Below are 17,120 nucleotides of genomic sequence, written 5' to 3' on the forward strand. Positions count from 1 at the left end.
ACAAGCAGGGGTAGACCCGGGGGCGGTGGATGACCTTTGCGAGGAGGTCCACCACCCCCGGGCAGTTGGTTGAGCAAGCAGCCGCAGTCAGCGGTGGTGCAGGTGGCGGGCGGCGGCGGTGCGCAACGTGGTGTGCGTCTCCCGGGCCCGCACGCCGGCGGCGTCGAACTGGTCCTGCGGGGCGTCACCCACGGCGGTAGCGGCGTCCACCGCTGCCTGCGCCGTGGACAGAAGCTCTGCGTCGTCGGTCGCCATGTACAGCCGGTCCATGGCCTGCGTCATCCTCGACCTGGCCGCGTACCGGGCCGCCCGTGACTCCGGGGTGTCCGACCAGCCGTCGCGGCGAGCCGCCACCTTCAGGTACTGGTGTTCCCGGTGCTCCACCACCGCCGCCAGCAGCGCGGGGATGGCTTCGGCAAGGGCCCGCTGCTGCTGCTCCGCCCGCTGCCTGCGAGCGGCGCTAGCGGTGCTGAGGTGCTGCATCAATCCGGCCGTGACCGCGCCCGCCAGGGTGGCGAGCACGGCGATCAGGCTGCCCATGTCAACGCCCGCCCTTCGTCTGAGCGTTCTGGCGGCTGCGCCGGTTGGCCTCGGCCACCTTGCGGGACAGCTCCTCGCGCTCCCGCTCGGTGAGCCACGTCGTGGCGTTACGATCCACTCCGGATCACTCCTAGTTGCAGTAGGTGCTGATTCGAGGCTCTGACCAGCGTTGCACCGCTGGTCAGAGCCGTTTTCGTGGCGATGGAACCGGACTCCGACTCCCCCCACCCCGCCCGTACAGGTGCCGCGACAGCGGATCCGCACGGGCGGGGAGAGGCAACCGGCCGCAGCGTCGCTGCGATGCCAGGAAGAACCGGACCGCGCTAGTCACTGGCGCCGCCGGCCGGTCCGGGATCACGGCGGCGCCCAAGCTCTCGTTGATGCATGGCAAGTCCTCCCCGGCCAGGTCGGCCGGTGTTGTGCCTGCTCAGGTCGCGGCACGCAGCCGCGCCGACCGACGTGACGCCTCGGACAGAGGTCGGTCTATCGCCTTTTGTCGGGGAGGCGGTTTGCCCCTTATGGAGTTGTCAAGGACCGATCGCTTCGCCTTCGGGCCCCTTCGCGGACCCTCCCGACGTGCGGGTGGTGACGCTGCACCACATGCGATGCATGTAGTACATGACTCGCATCATGGCGGACCGACTTCCGGTCCGTCAAGCCCCAAGGTGCGGGGCCTGTGGACCCGTTGCCGTCGACCAGCGACATGACCAGCATGGAGGCGGGAAAAGAGACGTTGCACCCCGCACATGGCCGACTCTGGGCCGACTCGCTACAGTCGAAGTCGTCCCAGGACGTCCCGCGCCAAGGAGGACTGTTGGCCAACGAGCGCCTGCGGGGCGCCATCGTGGAGAGCGGCCTGACGCTCGATCAGGTCGCGGAGCGACTCGGGGTGTCACCGAAGACAGTGGAACGCTGGATCTCCGAGCCGAACCGCAAACCATATCGGCGGTTCCAGTACGCCGTGGCGGCGATGCTTCGACGCGAGATGTCGTACCTGTGGCCCGATGAGCGGACGGCAGAAGAGGTCACGGCGTCCAGCGACTCGGAGCTTGTGAAGCTCTACCCCCACCGGTCCGTGGTGCCGCAAGACGCGTGGACAAAGCTGTACGCCAACGCCACCACGCACTTCGATGTCCTCGTCTACTCCGGCTTCTGGCTCACCGAGGACCCCCGGTTCCATCGCCTGGTCCGCGAGAAGTCAGCGGCCGGCGTCCCCGTGCGATTCATGCTTGGTGACCCGAGCTGCGCAGCCGTTGCGGTGCGCGGCGCCGATGAGGGAATCGGGGCGTCCATGGCAGCCAAGATCCGGAATGCGCTTATGAACTATGCGCCGCTCTTCAGGCTCCCCGGAGTGGAATTCCGCCTCCACGACACGACCCTGTATAACTCGATCTACCGAGCAGACAACGAAATCCTCGTGAACGGCCACGTATACGGCGTCGGCGCCTACCTCGCCCCCGTACTTCATTTTCAGCGGGTACCGGGCGGCGAACTGTTCGACACATACGTGGAAAGCGTCGAACGCATCTGGGAAGGCGCCCGCCCCATCACCTCGCCCACCGACTAAGAAAGCGCGAACCCATGAGCCGCACTGACTACTTCCGCGACCCCAACGCCCCCGCAGCGAATTCGGTGGTGCCCTCGGTGACTGCCGTGGTCAGGGACACCGAGGGCCGCGTCCTCCTCATCCACAAGACCGACAACGACCTATGGGCCCTACCCGGTGGCGGCCACGATGTCGGCGAGAGCATCACACAGACAGTAATCCGCGAAGTGAGCGAGGAAACCGGAATCTCGGTTGTCGTCGAAGACATCGTAGGCGTCTACACCGACCCCGAGCACGTCATGGCATACGATGACGGAGAAGTCCGGCAGCAGTTCTCCATCTGCTTCCGCGCACGGCCCACGGGCGGTTCCTTGCGCACCAGTTCCGAATCAAAGGCGGTTCGCTGGGTATCCCCCACAGACCTCGGAAAGCTGAATATTCATCCGTCTATGCGGCTTCGCATCGAGCATGGCTTGGATACCTCTCGCCCCAAGCCTTACATCGGCTAAATCGCCCCTTGGGCCGCGATAAGACGGTCCTTAACCCGTTGCACGGCAGCGTGAATCTCTGGGGCGGCGCGCTGAATGAAGCGGCCCACGATCGTGTCGGGGCCGTAGCGGGCGACGATTTCGGCGATCCGGTCGCGCGATGCCGTGGGAACTCCGTCCGGCGTCGTCGTCATGTCGCAGAAGATCAGGGCGTCAACGAGGTGCGGGTGTTCCAGCGGGAATTCCGCCTCCAGTTCCTCGCGGAGTCCACGTTCCTCAGCTTCCAGCAGGGCGCAAGAGTGGTGGGCAACGAGTCGCACAACGCGGTCGGCCATGCCCTCCTGGTCGCGCAGGAAGCGGGCTCCGTCGAGAGGGTGGAAGCCAGTGGCCGCGATGCTCGGGGAGTACCCCACATCGTGCAAGACCGCCGCAGCCTCCATCAGTTCCGCGTCGCGTCCCAGGATCGGCCTGAGGTATCGGGCGCGGTCGGCGACTCCCAGAGAGTGAGACCAGCGCCGCGGCAGCGGCTCGGCGAGCAGGTTCTCGGCAAGGCTGTAAGCCCGCGCCGTGAGGTCCATGGTGGCCATTGGCTAGGAGTCCTCCTGTTGGGCTGGTAGGGCACGAACGCGCCGCCGGCGGTCTGCGCCCACTGCAATGAGGCCACGTCCTTCTAGCTGCGCGATCGCGGAACGGACGGCCGTCCGGGAGACTCCGAACCGCTTGCACAGGTCGTTCTCCGAGGGGAAGGGGTCGCCTACCTTCACCTCGTCGTCGCGCAGGAGGTCCGTCACCTTCTCCGAGAGGGGACGGCGGTCGCCCGTCCCGGCCACGTACCAGCCAGCGCCCTGAACTGACTCGATGACACCATCGGCCTTCAGCACCTTCAGGGCCCGGCCGACCGTGCTGCGGCCAACGCCGTAGGTGGTCATCAACTCTGCTTCGGAGGGCAGGGACTCGGTGATCGCGCGCTTCTCGATCTTCCGTCGCAACGAATCCGCGATCTGGGCATAGGTACCTCGGGGACTGGCCTGCGGCACGCAACCTCCTTCAACAGTCCTCCTACGCGGCAACCCGACTTCGGGGTGCATGCATGCATGCTGGCTTGCTGGCATGCATGCAAGCAACCAGTGTCCCACTCCCTGGGCTGCCCGGTCGGGCCCCTCACCTGCGCAAATGAGAGGCCCGGTGGCCACGCGGCGGCTCCGGGGCCAGCCGCAGGAAGGCGGGGCATCGACGTTCAAGCAAGCTCTCGACGACTGAATGACCTCAGGCGTGAGCCATGACGGACGCCCCCATACGCGTGAGCGACGCGTGAGGACTCACCCGACTTGATCTTGGGCCGGAGTAAGCCCAGGTCACCGCCATGTTGTCGCCCTGACGAGGCATGCCCTCCGGAGCCGTGTGCGCAGGTTCGAATCCTGCCGGGGGCACCACACAGATGGTCGCATGATCATTGCGACCGTTCATGGTGCGCTTTCCCTTCATGTTGTGTCGATGGTCGGCCCCGTTCTTCCAGCCTACGGGGGCGGCCGTCGCTGTCTCGCGTGTCGTTCGGGACACGGCCTCGATAGTGTCGGCGGTGAGCGTGATGCGGCACAGGGCCTGGTTGGTCTTTCCGTCGTAGTGGATCTCCAGCCGCAGCACCTCGAAGAGCCGACGGGACAGGTCGTCCGGGAGCACCGCGAGGTCGACCGGGGTCACGGGCAGGCGGTTGAGCAGGTCGGGGTTCGGCACTCGGTGCGCTTCGTCTTCCAGTGCGACGAGTTCCTCTCTAAGGGCCTCCCGCTGAGCGCGCAGTTCCGCTCGGCGTTCGTTGATGTCGCGGATGAACTCCTGATCGGGTTCGTCGACGAGTTCCATGTTGCGCAGCAACCGCTTGCTCTTGGTCTCCGTTTCGCGAATGGCCCGCCGTAGGGAGGTCAGGCGTTCCTCCCGTTCCTGCCGCTGGGTGGTGTCGAGCATGCGGAGGCTTCGGTCGAGGAGATGATGGCGCGCTTCGCCGAAGACCTGGGTGGCGAGGAAGTCGTTCAGTCCGGTCATGATGCTGTCCTCGCGGACCCAGAAGCTGGTCGGGTGGTCCTCGGGCCGGTATTGCTTCTTCGGATTGCAGACCATGTACGCCGTGCCCACGTGTGGGTGTGGGGTCTTGCCGAAGTAGCGCCTTCCGCACACGGTGCAGAACATGAAGCCGCGCAGGGGGTAGATCCGCTTGGTGTCCGGGTGCTTGTTGGAGCCCGCGGCGGTGCGGGTGCGCTCGCGTCGCTCGCCCACCTGCTGGGCCTGGACGAAGGTCTCCAGGTCGACCAGCGCCTCGTGGGTCGGCTCGGGGGACCACACCCATTCCTCGACCGGGTTGGCGCGGTTCTTCCCCTTGCCCTTGCGGGCTCTGCGGTTCCAGACCATGTGGCCGGTGTGCTTGGGGTTCGTCAGCATGTCGCGGACGTTCGACGCCGTCCACCTGCCGACGGCGCGCTCCGGCTCCACTGGGGTGGGGGGCGGATGGGCGATCAGGTCGAGGTTGAGGCGGTCGGCGATGGCCTGGTAGCCAAGGCGTTCGGTGACCCGCCAGGCGAATGCCTTGCGGACCACGGGGCCCTGGATCGGGTGGACTTCGAGAAGTGTCTTCTTCAGGCCCTTGGCGCGCTTGGCCGGCACGGGGTGCGGGATACGTTTGGCCTGGTAGCCGTAGCACGGCATGCCGACGTTGTAGCCGTGCTCGGCATGAACCTGGAATCCGTCCCAGGACTTCTCCAGCATTTCGGTGACATACCACTCGGCCACGCCCTGTTTCATGCGCCGGGTCAGAACCTGCGTGGCGGTCTTGACCCGGCCGGTGCCGCCGAGGTTGATGGGCTCGTCGGCGGCCAGCAGTTTCACGCCGAGTTGTTCGAGCCGGTGCTCGATCTCGGTGCCGATGTAGGTGCGACGGGAAATGCGGTCGATGGATTCACAGATCACCGCGTCGAACCGGCGGTCGGGCCGTTCGGCTTCCTCCAGCAGCTCCTGGATACCGCCATCGCGTGGAATGGGGATCTGGAACAGTTCATGAGCGCGACCACGTCCGCGGTCGGCCAGGTCCATACGGCCGGATTCCACGTCGTAGAAGTGGACGACGATGAACGCATCCTCGGGCAGTACCTGCTGGCACGACCGCAACTGGCGCGGGATCGACAGGGTGGGGTCCTGCTGGTCGTAGGTGGAGGTCCGCCCGGCGAACGCAAGCCGGATCACGCGGGGTTCGTGGCGGTCACGTACGGCCCCGGAAGAGCCATAGGGGCTGGGGGAACCCGTTATGCGGCGTTGTCCTGCCCATTTGCGGATCGCCTCTGGGCTAGCCATTCCACCACCTCCCGGATCACCCGGGCCTGCTCCAGCTCCAGCCGCTCGGCTTCCGCCCCTTCGACGCTGCGGATCTCAAAGGTCATCTCAGGTGCCTCGTCGGGCTGGAACGGCCGGGGGCGCGTCCGGCGTCGGGGCTTCCGGTCAGGCACCTGTCCCCCGCCCCCGTATGCCTCGGGGGTCGCCCCCGGGCGAGGCCCACGCGGTGAGCGGCATGAGGGCCTCATGGCGTCCGGTAGTCCACGCGGACGGCGGGATCTCCTCCCAGCCGTCTTGGGCGATCACCACGGGCACGCTATAGCGGGCGAGTTGCCTGCCGCGCTCCCTCAGCCGGGCCAGCGGCCGGGCGATCCGGTCCAGCGAGTAGCACACGACAATGTCGACCGGCTTCGGCTGCTCCGCGAGCAACTCCGCGAGTTCCGGCCAGCCGCCGTGACGCCGCGGCGGACCGAAGCATTCGCGGATCCGCTCCTCGGCGGCCCAGCCGACGGGAGAGGCGATGTCGTAGAAGTACCGGGTGATCGCCGCTCGCCCCGCGCAGATCTGCTGGCAGCAGCGGAACTGCTGGGCGAGGGCGCCGGCATCCCCGTTCCCGCCGAGGCTGCCGTAGAACGCCGCCCGCAGCGGGAGCGCTTCGGTGCCTCCGCCAGCGGGAGGCACAGGGTGCCGCTGCTCCTTGATCGTGCTGGACCGATCCGTCATCGCTGCTCCTTTCCTGCTTCCTCGGAGCTCCACTCGACCGGCACCCACATAAACCGCAGGTCAGGCCCCCTGGAGCGGGCCTGGGATCCTACAGCGGGCCAGGTGGCAAAGGAGGTCCCGAGCGGATCACATGTATAAGTGTTGAATGTCATGAATTATGTGTTTGGTTCTGCTTTGGCAGTGAGGTCGTGCCTGGCGGGGGCGCGGCGCGCTGTGGCACTCGGTGGGTCTGCCGAGCGTCACTTCCCAGCGGGTCCGGCCTGTTGGTTGAGTCCGGTGTGGCCGGTGGCGGCTGGGTCGGTCCCAGCCCTGGTGGGGCGGCAGGTGCGCGGCTGGGCGGAAGCCGGCCGCACGGAGGCTGACTCCGCTCTCGCCGTCCTGGGTGTAGGTGATCAGCCGCCGATACCCCATGGCCCAGGGCAGCGCGCCAGGCCGCCCCGTACAGCGCGGAGTTGGCGTTGCGGGTGCGCGTCACCTCAGCGGTACGGCCGTCATCCAGGAGGCGGGCGACCGGACGACCGACGACCGCGACCCCGGGGCAGTTTTCGGCCTGAGAAGTTCGCGTTGCGGAGTCGGCGCACGGCCGCCCGGAACGCAGAGCGTGCGTGCGTCGGCGCTGGGTGTTCATCTCGCCTCCCCCTGGGCGGGGGCCTGACCAGCCCGGGAGGAGTGGGTCGTGCTGACGGTGTTCAGGCGGCTGGCGGCAAGCTCGGTGTAGGCGGGGTTGAGGTCGATGCCGAGATAGGCCCGTCCGAGGCTGAGCGCGGCGAGTCCGGTGGTGCCAGTGCCGCTGAACGGGTCGCACACCAGACCGCCGGGTGGGCTGCCGAGTTGGATGCACCGCAGGGGGATCTGGAGCGGTGAGGTGGCTGGGTGGTGCGGGCGGCGGCGCGGGGTGACGGGGATGGACCACACGTCTCCTGAGCCCCCCGCGGTTTTCCCGAGGGGTTCGGCGTCAGTGGTGGAGGTGCCGGGCTCGCGTGGGGTGCGGTCGAGGTAGTGGTGCTCCTGTTTGGTCAGGAGGAAGACGGTCTCGTGTCGGTTGGCGAGGCGGTCGCGGACGGGGAAGGGGGCGGCGTTGGTCTTGTGCCAGATGATGGCGTTGCGGATGAGCCAGCCGTCGGCCTGGAGGGCAAGGGCGACCTTCCAGGGCAGGCCGAGGAGGTTCTTGTCGGGCAGGCCGGCGCGGGGCCGGTAGGCGGGCTGGCGGTACTGGCCGGGCCGGGAGTTGGGGTAGCCGTCGCTGTTGGCGGCGTAGCTGTCGCCGAGGTTGAGCCATACCGTCCCCGCAGGGACGAGGACACGGTGGAGTTCGGCGAAGACCCGCCGCAGGTGATCGGTGTACTCGTTCAGGGTGGCTTCCCGGCCTACCTGGGCGTCGCTCCACCTCGCCTCGCATCGGGCGCAGCGCCGGTGCCCGTCCCGCTCGGTGGTGGCGGTGGCCGGGTGGGGGCAGTCCGGGGCTCCGCCGGTCCAGGAGCCGGTGGCGTAGTCGCGCAGCCGCCAGTAGGGCGGGGAGGTGACTACGCAGTCGACCGTGCCGGCCGGGAGGGCCTGCAATGTCTGGAGGGCGTCGCCGGTCAGCAGGGTGGCCGGTCCGTGGCAGCGCTCGCGCCGGGCGGCTGTCCGCGCGCGCAGCGTGGGAGGCTTCCCTTTCATGTTCCTCTCCGCTTGGTTGCTTCGGCCGACGGGCCGTGGTGGTGCGGGCGGGAGGCAGTTCGGGGCGGCGGCTGGGCGGGGAAGGGGACGTTGCTCCACAGGACTTCGGTGCGCTGGTGGCCTCCGCCCGAGTGACGGTGGGTGGTGGCGGTCAGGGTGGTGCGGTGCCAGTCGGCGTACAGCTCCTCGTAGAGGGCGCAGGCGTAGCCGGAGATGACGACGTGGGCGCGGCAGTCGTGTACGGCCGCGGCGAGGGCGCGGTGTTCCTCTTCGCCGGGCATGTCGTGGGGGTAGGCAGTGGCGTGCCGGGTGGTGGCGAGGTAGGGCGGGTCGAGGTAGAGCAGCGCGCGGGTGGACTGCCCGTAGTCGCGGATGAGTTCGAGGGCGGGGCGGCATTCGAGGGTGACGCGGGCGAGGCGTTCGGCGCAGGCCGGGATGCGGCGGCGGTAGCCGGCGAGGTAGCCGGGCATCGTCGAGTTGGGGCCGCGTGCGGTGGTGAACCGCTTCCAGCCGGTGGGTTTCAGGCCGCCGGAGCGGCCCTGGGTCAGCTCGACCCATACGCGCCGGGCCTGTTCGAGATCGCTCTCGGCGGGCTGGCGGGCGTCGTGGTGTTCGGCGCGGGAGTGCGGGGTCAGTGCGCAGACCCGCGCCAGTTCGTCGGGGTGGTCGCGCAGGATGCGCCAGAAGGTGACCAGGCGCCGGTCGAGGTCGTTGACGGTCTCGGCCCGGGCCGGGTGCTTGGCCAGCAGGACGGCCAGCGAGCCGCCGAACGGTTCGATGTAGTGATCGTGGTCCGGCAGGAGGGCGGCGATCCGGCCGGCAAGGCGGGTTTTGCCGCCGAAGTAGGCGAACGGGGGCCGGACCGTCCCCGGGGCGGCGGTGGGGTTGCGGCCTGTCATGCGGCTCCACCCCCCTGCCGGAGCACGGCCGGGGTGCGGGACAGGCCCAGCCGGTCGAGTGCGAGGTCGTGGTAATCGGCGCGCAGGTCGATGCCGAGGTAGCGGCGGTTCTGGCGGTGGGCGGCCAGGGCGGTGGTGCCGCTGCCGGAGAAGGGGTCGAGGACGAGTCCGTCTTCGGGGCAGGAGGCGGCGATGCAGCGTTGCGGCAGGTCCACGGGGTAGCTGGCGAAGTGGGCGCCAGTCCCGCGGCTGGCCGGCAGGCTCCATACGTCCCCGCGCGGCGCGGCGGCCCGGTTGTAGGAGTAGTGGCGGCTCTTCGTGAGGAGGAAGAGCGGTTCCCAGCGGCGGGCGGGCCGGTCGGCCGCCGGGTCGGGCAGGCATGTGGTCTTCGCCCACACGATCTTGGACCGGATCAGCCAGCCGTCCTCGGCCAGCGCCACCAGAAGCCGCTCGGGCAGCAGCAGGAGGCTCTTTTCCGGGACGGGCCGGTGGTTGATGAGGTTGTGGGCCGGCAGGCGGGTGCGGCCGGCCCGGGTCAGCTCGCGCCAGGCCGGGCGGGCGCCGCGCGCCCCGTGGAGGCCCTCCTGGTGGGAGGAGGCGCGGATGGCGGTGCGCTGGGAGTGGCTGTCGGCCAGGTTGAGCCACAGCACGCCGTGCGGTGCCAGCACCCGGTGGGCCTGGGCCATGACGGCCCGGAGGGTGTCGAGGTAGTCCTGCGGGGTGGCTTCCAGTCCGTACTGCCCGGCCGCGCCGTAGTCGCGGGTCCAGAAGTAGGGCGGGGAGGTGACAACGGTGTCGGCTAGGCCGTCGGGCAGCTCGCGGAGCACGGCCAGCGCGTCACCGAGCAGCAGCCTGACCCGCCCGTCGGCGTAATACTCCCGGCCCGCCGCCGGTTCCGGCACGCCGGAGGTGGCCTCCGGACGAGCGTGGCGGCGGGCGAGGTCGTCAGCGGCGGCGGTGGTCTCCGGCTGGTTGCGGTGGAGGGGCGGGCGGGCGGCTCGCCGCGGCGGGTGGGAATTTGGGGGTGGGGTCATGCTGTCCGCTCCTTCCGCTGGCCTGCCGTGCCGGGCGTGTCCAGACCGAGACGGTGAAGGGCGAGATCGTGGAAGTCGTCGCGCAGGTCGATCCCGGTGTAGGAGCGGCCGAGCTGGCGGGCGGCCAGCCCCGTGGTGCCGGCCCCGGAGAACGGGTCGAGCACGACACCGTCCTCCGGGCAGGAGGCGGCGATGCACCGCAGGGGGATGTCGAGGGGGAAGGCGGCGAAGTGCGCGGCCTTCAGCGGGCGGGTCGGCAGCGACCACACGTCGCCGGGGTTCTTGCCGCGGGGGTGGGCGGCCGTGTGCTTGCGCCCGGTGGGACGCAGCGCGGCGCCCGGCTCCTCGGGGAAGGGAGCGGCATCGGCGTACTTCGCGGCGCCGTAGACGCTGGAGCCGCGGCGGCGGGCGGTGGCATCGACGCCGGCCCGGCGGCCCTTGTTCACTCCGCCGACGACGATGCCTTCGCCCAGCGCTTCGGGGCGGGTGAGCGGTTCGCGGATGGCGTCGAGGTTGAAGAAGTACCGGCGCTGCTTGACCAGGAGGAACAGCAGCTCATACCGGCACGACAGCCTGTCGGTCACCGATTCGGGCATCGCGTTGGGCTTGTGCCACACCACGGCGTTGCGCAGGATCCACCCGTCTGCCTGAAGCGCGAAGGCCACCCTCCACGGCACGCCCAAGAGATTCTTCGGTGGCAGCTCCCCGGTGCGGTCGACGCCGGCTCGCTGCACGCTCTCCCGGAGGTGGCTGCTGGCGGCCGGGGAGGTGAGGGTGCTGGTGCGCATCGGGTTGACGGCCCGCCCCGGGGGTGTGGCCGCGTAGGAGTCGCCGAGGTTGAGCCAGACCGTGCCGGTGTCGGCCAGGACGCGGTGAAGCTGGGCGAAGACTCGCCGCAGGGTGTCGATGTACTCGCCCAGGGTGGGTTCCAGACCGTACTGCCGGTCGTGACGCACGGCCCCGCAGCGCCGGCACGTCCGCGGGCTGCCGCCGCGGTGCGCGGGCGACGCCGGGTGGGGCACCGCGGAACGCGGAGCCTGGGGGCGGTTGGTGCTGCGGCCCACGGAGTGGGTGCAGGCCGGGTCGCCGCCGTTCCAGGTGCCGGTGCCGTAGTCGCGCAGGCCCCAGTACGGGGGCGAGGTGACCACGCAGTCCGCGTGGCCGTCGGGGAGCTGGGCGAGGACGTCCAGGGCGTCGCCGGTGTAGAGGGTGATTCCCTGGCTGTCGAAATAGGGGGTGATCACGCGGCGCCTCCGACCAGTTCCCGCAGGCCTGCATCGGCCCGCTCCCGCAGCCGGGGCGGAATCCGGGAGGGAGCCGGCACCTCGGCGGCAGCGGCCTGGGCGGCGGTGTCCGGGGCGCGGAAGACCAGGATGTCGTGGTGGGCCGTCACGGTGATGGGGTGGCCGGTCAGGCGCTCGCAGCGAGCCACCGCGCGCTGCTGCGCGAGGCTGGGCTGCAGGTTGAGTTCGCTCTCGCGCAGCGGGACCTGCAGGGCGATGCAGCGGGCGACCGGTAGCAGCCGGGCGGCCAGGGCGGCGCGCTGGATGTGGCCGGGGCCATCGAGCAGGTAGCCGTGGCGGCGCTGCGGGCGGGCGGCCACGACCAGGTGGCCGCCGGGCCGCAGGAGACTGCGGGACCAGGTGAGCATCCCGGCCAGCCATTCCACGCTGCCCGGGCGGGTGCCGTCCGCGGCGTCGCTCGGCGTGGTCGTGTCGGCGCTGGGGCGCCAGGCGGTCAGGATGAGGTCGGCGCTGGCGGTCAGGTCCCCGGCCCGGCTGGTGGGCAGCACCATCCCGTCCGCGGCTGCGCCCTGGCGTTTCGCCGCGGTGAGGTTGGCGCGGGCCAGCGTCCACCAGCGGCGGCCACGGGCGACGCCGACGGCGTGCCGGCCGCAGTGCAGGGCCTCGACCAGCACCGTGCCGGCTCCGCAGTCCGGATCGATCACGGTGGCGCCGGGCCGGGTGAAGGTGCGGATGGCGTACGCGGCGGTGGCTGGGGCCACCCGCAGGTGATCCCGTTCGGTGCCGGGGGTGTAGCCGTGCTCGGCCAGGTGTTCGCCGCGCTGGCCGGTGGGCCACACCACGGGCACCATCCCGAGGTGCGGTACCTCGCCCGTGCCGGCGGGGAGTTCGGGCAGTGGCTGCCAGGCCGTCACTGGCTCACCCCCGTACCCGCCGCCGCGGCGCCGGGCTCGCCGGCCGCGCCGGGGCGGGCCAGGACGAGGAGCTCGGTGTGTCCGCGGGCCGCGCCCGGCGGTGGGCCGAGCGCGCTGGAGGCCGCCGTGACGGGAGCGGCCAGCAGGGCAATCCGGTCGAGCAGCGCCAGCCCACCCAGCCCGGCCATGTGCTCCAGCAAATGAAGATTGCCGTCGTGCAGCCCCTGCATTTCGCCACTCTGAGTAACGATGGTGAGGGTGCCGTGCGGGGACAGCAGGCGGGACCAGGGCGCGGAGGCCGTCCAGCCGGCCGCGTCCGGGGGCAGGCAGATGATCACCAGGTCGTAGCCGTCGGTCCCGACCGGTCGGCCGACGCCTGCGGTCCGGTCGGCCGACTGGGGTCGGTGTCGGGCCCGTCCCGATCGCCGGTCGGCCGGTCCGGACCGGTCCGGGCCGGTCTCCGGCGGAGGCGGGAGGAGGAGTCGGGGTCCGGACTCCTGTGCGGGTTCCGGCGTGGTGGAGTCGGCCGGCGGGGTGGCGGCGGCGAGGGTGCGCACCTGGGCCTGGCGGTCCTGCCGGGCCAGGGCCCGGGCCGCAGACGCCAGGCGCGGCAGTGCCGCCTCCGGGGCGTGGCCGGTGTGCGCGTGCCGGGTGTCGGGCTCGGGCGGCGCGAGGAGGAGGATGCGGTCGCCGCGGCGGGTGTAGGTGGTGGCGATGCGGCGCACGGCCGCCTCCAGCCAGCCCGGCAGGGACGCCGAGGGCGCTGTGGCGGGCGGCTGGGGCAGGGTCCACACGGTGGCCGCGCGTCGGCGGATCCGCCGGCGCCGGACCGCGCCGACGGGGGTGTGGGCGTGGGCGGGCGGGCGGGGGTGCTCAGCGCCTTCGGTCATGCGCCCCTCCGGGTGTCGAGTGCGGGAGAGTCCTGACACTCAAAAGGCCGGAATCCGGGCCGGTTTTGGACACGGGCCTGCCAACTTTCTTCCGCCGGCCTGGTGTCGCACGGGGCTCGCTGCCGCGCGCCGGAGGCGCTTGTTCGCCTTGTCCTCGTCCGCCGGACGGGGTGGAGGCCGGTTTCCCCCGCGGCCTGGCCCGCCGCCCGGATGACATTCCGGCAGCCCCGAGACGGCAGCGGCCCTTCCTGCACATGCCGGCGCTGCCGAATAAGAACCGGAACATCGCAACGCAGCACCGCGATGCCGCTTAAAGAACGGTGACGGATCGCTTAAAACCGCAGATCAGATGCTGTTGAAGCCTGCCCGGGAGGCCACTTTCCGGCACCGGCACCGCTTGTTCGGCATGGCCGGGAGGAACCCCTGTTTTAAGCGGTCCTTAAGTGCCCGGCCGGGCGCCGAGGTGATCTTCTTGTCGCTTGCTGTCGTTTTCTTGTCTTTTTCTTGTCGCGTGAGTGCATTCGTAGTGGGCGTCATTTCTCAGCTTCGAGAAGGAGACGCTTGCGATGACCGCAACACCGACCGTCGGCCCGGCGGGGCCGCAGATGCGTCAACTGCCGCTGGACACCGCGCGGGAGTGCTTCGGATGGCTGGTGACCGGCCCTGCGCCGCTTGCGCTGGACGGGCGGGCCATCCCCGGGCTGCCGGACCGGGAGCTGCCGCTGGATGAGCTGCGTGACCGGCTGCTGCGCCGCTGCTGCCCGCAGGCCGCCCGCGACGCGGTGTGGGCCGAACTCGTCACCCGGGCCCGCCGGGAGGGGGCGACCTGGACCCTGGCCTGTGCCGGCATGGCGCTGCCCTCGCTGGCCTCCACCGTGAGCTGGCTGGCAGCCCGCTACCCCGGCGACCCGTTCGACATCCAGGCCGAAGTGCTCTCCGGCTTCCTCAACGCCGTGGCCACCGTGGACCTGGAACGCCCGCAGGTGCTGGCCCGCTTGCGATGGGCGGCCTACCGCTCCGGGCTCGCCGCCCTGTCCGAGGCGCTGGACGCGCCCACGCCGATGCCGCCCGGGTACCGCTCGGCCCCGCCCACACCACCGGTCGGTCACCCGGACCTGGTGCTGGCCCGCGCGGTGCGCGAAGGAGTCCTGACCCGGACCGAGGCCGACCTGATCGGCACCACCCGGCTGGAGGAGATCCCGGTCAGCCAGTGGGCGGCCGACCACCAGATCACGCTCCAGTCGGCCTACAAGACCCGCCGCCGCGCCGAGCACCGCCTGACCGACTACCTGCGCCACAGCGGGGTCGCGGCCGACTCCGCCGACCCGGTCGCCGATCACGTCACGACCAGCCTGACCGCCGCGCACTCCCCCGTTTCACGCAACGTGACAGCGCTCCCGAGCAGGGCAACGAGCGAGCAAAGGAAGAAAGTTGCGGGTGCGGTGTCCAAAAAGGGCCCGGATTCCGGCCTTTTCCAGTGCGGGCGAAGCACGCCCCACCGACCGGAAGCTCCGACCCCGGAGGTGCCCCGATGCGCCTGATACCCCCGCCCCTCACCCCACGCCGCCCGGCACCGCACCCCACCCCCGGCCCGGCACCGGCACCGGCACCGGCAACAACCCGCACCGCAGGCCGGGCGGGCCGCGTGCTGCGGCGCAGTCGGCGCCCGCTCGCCCTCGCCGCCACGCTGGCCGCCGTCATCCTGGTGTCCGCTGCCCCCGCGGCAGCCGAGCCCGTGCAGGTGGCGGCGGAGGACTCCATCGACGGAGTGCTGAACAACATCCGCAACCTGATCATGGGCGTCGCCGCGGGTCTGGCGACGGTGATGCTTTCCGTGGGCGCCGTGATCCGCATGATGGCCACCGGCGACCCGGGTGAGATCGAGCGTTCCAACCGCGCCTTCAAGTCGGCCGGCTGGGGCTATGGGATCGCCGCGCTGGCGCCCCTGATCGTGTCCCTGCTGCAGGGGATTGTCGGGGAGTAGCCGATGCCCCTGGCCACTGCGCCCCGCGCCCTGCCCCGGCTGCGCCGCCCCACCAGGCGGCCGGGGCGGCGTTCCCGCGCGCCGTGGGTGTGGGGCGCGGTGGCGGCCGTGGCGCTGCTGGGGGCGCTGGGCGGCAGCCCGCAGACCCAACCCGCCGCGCCCGTCCCCGCTGCCGCGTCCGCCGATCCGGCTCCGCCGGTGGCGGCGGGCGCGGCGGCAGCGCCCGCGGCCCCGGCGGAGCCGTGCGACCCGGTGGAGGAGTGGGACTGCATCCCCGAGCCGCTGCCGCGCGACCCGGCGCCCGCCCCGCAGGAGCCGGATGACGGGGAGGAGGCGGAGGAGCCGGATACGCCGGATGGTCCGGGCGGGATGGCGGGCTGGGTCTTCGACGGCATCACGAGCGCGATCAACGCGTTCTTCACCGAGCTGGCCACGGCCGCGCTGAACCCGCTGCTGGAGCTGCTGGGCGAGACGCTGCTGACCACGCCGACGCCGGATGAGCTGCCGCAGGTGGACCGGCTGTGGTCGAACTCCTGGTACATCGCGCTGTCCGCCTACACGGTCCTGGTGATGGCCGGCGGGGTCATCGTGATGTCCTACCAGACCCTCCAGACCCAGTACTCGGTCCGGGAGGTTGCTCCGCGGCTGGCGGTGGGGTTCCTGGCCTCCGCGCTGTCGCTGTACTTCGCGACGCGGATGATCGTCATCGCGAACGCGTTGTCGGGAGCGGTGATGGGGCAGGGCATCGACCCCGACGCCCCCAGCGTGGCGCTGACCGACATGGTCCTCTCGTCGTTGGGGGACGCGGGGATGTTCACCGTCCTGCTGGGCCTGGCGGTGGCCGGGTTCCTGGTGGCGGTGCTGGTCACCTACGTCATCCGGGTCGCGCTGATCACCATTCTGCTGGCCGGTGCGCCGCTGGCTTTGATGTGCCATGCGCTTCCGCAGACCGAGGCGATCGCCCGGTGGTGGTGGAAGGCGTTCGCCGGGCTGCTGGGCATCCAGGTCGCCCAGTCGCTGACGCTTGTCGCCGCCCTGAATGTCTTCCTCAGCTCGGATGGGTTCACCTTTATCGGGTCCAACCCGACGGGCCTGGCCAACATGCTCGTGGCGTTGGCGCTGTTCTACATCCTGTTCAAGATCCCGTTCTGGATCCTGTCGGCCACGCGTCTGAGCTCCGGCGGCGGTTCGATCGCGGGCCGGCTGGTGCGCGCCTACCTGACGTACAAGACGTTCGGTCTGCTGCGCGGCGCCGGCCGCGGGGGCGCCCCGCCCCGCCTGGCCCCCGGCCGCCGCGGCCCCGGCCCGGGCCCCGGTCCAGGTCGCGGCGGGCGAAGGGGCGGGCCCTCTCCTGGCCCGGCCGCTGCCGCGCGCCGCCGGGGTCCTCGTGCTGGAGGTCCGAACATGCCCGCACGCCTGCCGGGACCGCCGCGGCGTCCACCCGGCCGCCCCCTCTTCCGCGCGCCCCATCAGCAGTTCACGCCCCCGCCCTACCGCGCCACCCGCGCCCCGGCGATGGCCCACTTCCAGGCCCCGAACGCCCCCGGCCAGGGCGGGCCAGCCCGCCCTGGGGCCCGGCCGGCCGCTCCGCCCGGGCAGCCGGTCTTCCGCGCCCCGGGCCAGGGCCGCCCGGCCCCGCGGCCCGGGCCACGGCCCGCCGCCCCCGGCCGGCCGCGCTTCCAGCAGCCCACCAACCAGCCCGCCCAGCCACCGCGCAAGGCCACCCGGCCACCCGCGGCAGCAACCTTCCGCTCCCCGGCCCCCCAGGCCGGGAACGTCCCGGCACCGCACCGCCGGCAGCCGCCCCCTCGCCCCGCGTTCAGCTCCGCACCCCCGCCCCCGCCGCGGCCCGGGCGGCCCTCGGGAAACCGGTAGGAGGAA

The 17,120-nt window shown here is 71.2% G+C and carries 18 protein-coding genes; 5 read left to right on the forward strand and 13 right to left on the reverse strand.

What is annotated here, in order from left to right; genetic code table 11:
• Positions 1 to 87: 87 nt before the first annotated feature.
• Positions 88 to 540, reverse strand: a complete 453-nt coding sequence (locus RM780_RS09530) for a hypothetical protein (protein ID WP_311630144.1) — start codon at positions 538 to 540, stop codon at positions 88 to 90.
• An 814-nt stretch (positions 541 to 1,354) separates the two neighbouring features.
• Here RM780_RS09530 and RM780_RS09535 point away from each other — a divergent pair.
• Positions 1,355 to 2,107: a helix-turn-helix domain-containing protein gene (locus tag RM780_RS09535; RefSeq protein WP_311630145.1), complete on the forward strand. Its 753-nt coding sequence runs from the start codon at positions 1,355 to 1,357 to the stop codon at positions 2,105 to 2,107.
• Between the two features lie 14 nt (positions 2,108 to 2,121).
• A complete protein-coding gene (locus RM780_RS09540; protein WP_311630146.1) occupies positions 2,122 to 2,595 on the forward strand; it encodes an NUDIX hydrolase in 474 nt (157 codons plus the stop codon).
• On the opposite strand, the gene RM780_RS09545 is transcribed toward RM780_RS09540, so the two are convergent.
• The 12 genes from RM780_RS09545 to RM780_RS09595 form a co-directional block, all read right to left on the reverse strand.
• The gene (locus RM780_RS09545) at positions 2,592 to 3,152 is read right to left on the reverse strand and encodes an HD domain-containing protein (RefSeq protein WP_394812927.1); all 561 of its coding nucleotides are present in this window, start codon (positions 3,150 to 3,152) and stop codon (positions 2,592 to 2,594) included. The genes RM780_RS09540 and RM780_RS09545 overlap by 4 nt on opposite strands.
• 12 nt (positions 3,153 to 3,164) lie before the next feature.
• The gene (locus RM780_RS09550; protein WP_311630148.1) at positions 3,165 to 3,611 is read right to left on the reverse strand and encodes a GntR family transcriptional regulator; all 447 of its coding nucleotides are present in this window, start codon (positions 3,609 to 3,611) and stop codon (positions 3,165 to 3,167) included.
• Between the two features lie 229 nt (positions 3,612 to 3,840).
• Positions 3,841 to 5,805, reverse strand: a complete 1,965-nt coding sequence (locus RM780_RS09555; protein WP_311630149.1) for a recombinase family protein — start codon at positions 5,803 to 5,805, stop codon at positions 3,841 to 3,843.
• A gap of 59 nt (positions 5,806 to 5,864) precedes the next feature.
• A complete protein-coding gene (locus RM780_RS09560) occupies positions 5,865 to 5,999 on the reverse strand; it encodes a hypothetical protein (protein WP_311630150.1) in 135 nt (44 codons plus the stop codon).
• A 58-nt stretch (positions 6,000 to 6,057) separates the two neighbouring features.
• Complete coding sequence (locus RM780_RS09565) at positions 6,058 to 6,615, reverse strand: recombinase family protein (protein ID WP_311630151.1); 558 nt, start codon at positions 6,613 to 6,615, stop codon at positions 6,058 to 6,060.
• A gap of 126 nt (positions 6,616 to 6,741) precedes the next feature.
• On the reverse strand, positions 6,742 to 7,026 hold the full coding sequence (locus RM780_RS27820) for an XF1762 family protein (RefSeq protein WP_394812926.1): 285 nt from the start codon (positions 7,024 to 7,026) through the stop codon (positions 6,742 to 6,744).
• A 213-nt stretch (positions 7,027 to 7,239) separates the two neighbouring features.
• Positions 7,240 to 8,274, reverse strand: coding sequence for a DNA-methyltransferase (locus tag RM780_RS09570; RefSeq protein WP_311630152.1), 1,035 nt, complete (start codon positions 8,272 to 8,274; stop codon positions 7,240 to 7,242).
• The gene (locus RM780_RS09575) at positions 8,271 to 9,173 is read right to left on the reverse strand and encodes a DNA adenine methylase (protein ID WP_311630153.1); all 903 of its coding nucleotides are present in this window, start codon (positions 9,171 to 9,173) and stop codon (positions 8,271 to 8,273) included. Before RM780_RS09575 ends, RM780_RS09570 begins: the two co-directional genes overlap by 4 nt.
• Positions 9,170 to 10,207: a DNA-methyltransferase gene (locus RM780_RS09580; protein ID WP_311630154.1), complete on the reverse strand. Its 1,038-nt coding sequence runs from the start codon at positions 10,205 to 10,207 to the stop codon at positions 9,170 to 9,172. Before RM780_RS09580 ends, RM780_RS09575 begins: the two co-directional genes overlap by 4 nt.
• Complete coding sequence (locus RM780_RS09585; protein ID WP_311630155.1) at positions 10,204 to 11,451, reverse strand: DNA-methyltransferase; 1,248 nt, start codon at positions 11,449 to 11,451, stop codon at positions 10,204 to 10,206. Before RM780_RS09585 ends, RM780_RS09580 begins: the two co-directional genes overlap by 4 nt.
• On the reverse strand, positions 11,448 to 12,365 hold the full coding sequence (locus tag RM780_RS09590; RefSeq protein WP_311630156.1) for a TRM11 family methyltransferase: 918 nt from the start codon (positions 12,363 to 12,365) through the stop codon (positions 11,448 to 11,450). Before RM780_RS09590 ends, RM780_RS09585 begins: the two co-directional genes overlap by 4 nt.
• A complete protein-coding gene (locus RM780_RS09595; RefSeq protein WP_311630157.1) occupies positions 12,362 to 13,255 on the reverse strand; it encodes a hypothetical protein in 894 nt (297 codons plus the stop codon). The genes RM780_RS09590 and RM780_RS09595 overlap by 4 nt, the downstream gene beginning before the upstream one ends.
• Before the next feature lie 566 nt (positions 13,256 to 13,821).
• Between RM780_RS09595 and RM780_RS09600 the strand changes: the two genes are divergently transcribed.
• The 3 genes from RM780_RS09600 to RM780_RS09610 all read left to right on the forward strand — a co-directional run bounded on the left by RM780_RS09600 (position 13,822) and on the right by RM780_RS09610 (position 17,114).
• The gene (locus RM780_RS09600) at positions 13,822 to 14,796 is read left to right on the forward strand and encodes a hypothetical protein (RefSeq protein WP_311630158.1); all 975 of its coding nucleotides are present in this window, start codon (positions 13,822 to 13,824) and stop codon (positions 14,794 to 14,796) included.
• Between the two features lie 104 nt (positions 14,797 to 14,900).
• A complete protein-coding gene (locus RM780_RS09605; protein ID WP_311630159.1) occupies positions 14,901 to 15,239 on the forward strand; it encodes a pilin in 339 nt (112 codons plus the stop codon).
• 3 nt (positions 15,240 to 15,242) lie between these two features.
• Positions 15,243 to 17,114, forward strand: a complete 1,872-nt coding sequence (locus tag RM780_RS09610; protein ID WP_311630160.1) for a hypothetical protein — start codon at positions 15,243 to 15,245, stop codon at positions 17,112 to 17,114.
• Positions 17,115 to 17,120 lie beyond the last annotated feature (6 nt).

Source organism: Streptomyces boetiae (assembly GCF_031845405.1).
Classification (GTDB): domain Bacteria; phylum Actinomycetota; class Actinomycetes; order Streptomycetales; family Streptomycetaceae; genus Streptomyces; species Streptomyces boetiae.

What these genes read in the sequence shown, in the direction of transcription:
- RM780_RS09595 (WP_311630157.1), bottom strand. Translation starts at nt 13,255, where the DNA reads ATGACCGAAGGCGCTGAGCACCCCCGCCCGCCCGCCCACGCCCACACC.
- RM780_RS09540 (WP_311630146.1), top strand. Translation starts at nt 2,122, where the DNA reads ATGAGCCGCACTGACTACTTCCGCGACCCCAACGCCCCCGCAGCGAAT.
- RM780_RS09530 (WP_311630144.1), bottom strand. Translation starts at nt 540, where the DNA reads ATGGGCAGCCTGATCGCCGTGCTCGCCACCCTGGCGGGCGCGGTCACG.
- RM780_RS09610 (WP_311630160.1), top strand. Translation starts at nt 15,243, where the DNA reads ATGCCCCTGGCCACTGCGCCCCGCGCCCTGCCCCGGCTGCGCCGCCCC.
- RM780_RS09600 (WP_311630158.1), top strand. Translation starts at nt 13,822, where the DNA reads ATGACCGCAACACCGACCGTCGGCCCGGCGGGGCCGCAGATGCGTCAA.
- RM780_RS09560 (WP_311630150.1), bottom strand. Translation starts at nt 5,999, where the DNA reads ATGACCTTTGAGATCCGCAGCGTCGAAGGGGCGGAAGCCGAGCGGCTG.
- RM780_RS09545 (WP_394812927.1), bottom strand. Translation starts at nt 3,152, where the DNA reads ATGGACCTCACGGCGCGGGCTTACAGCCTTGCCGAGAACCTGCTCGCC.
- RM780_RS09570 (WP_311630152.1), bottom strand. Translation starts at nt 8,274, where the DNA reads ATGAAAGGGAAGCCTCCCACGCTGCGCGCGCGGACAGCCGCCCGGCGC.
- RM780_RS27820 (WP_394812926.1), bottom strand. Translation starts at nt 7,026, where the DNA reads ATGGGGTATCGGCGGCTGATCACCTACACCCAGGACGGCGAGAGCGGA.
- RM780_RS09575 (WP_311630153.1), bottom strand. Translation starts at nt 9,173, where the DNA reads ATGACAGGCCGCAACCCCACCGCCGCCCCGGGGACGGTCCGGCCCCCG.
- RM780_RS09565 (WP_311630151.1), bottom strand. Translation starts at nt 6,615, where the DNA reads ATGACGGATCGGTCCAGCACGATCAAGGAGCAGCGGCACCCTGTGCCT.
- RM780_RS09580 (WP_311630154.1), bottom strand. Translation starts at nt 10,207, where the DNA reads ATGACCCCACCCCCAAATTCCCACCCGCCGCGGCGAGCCGCCCGCCCG.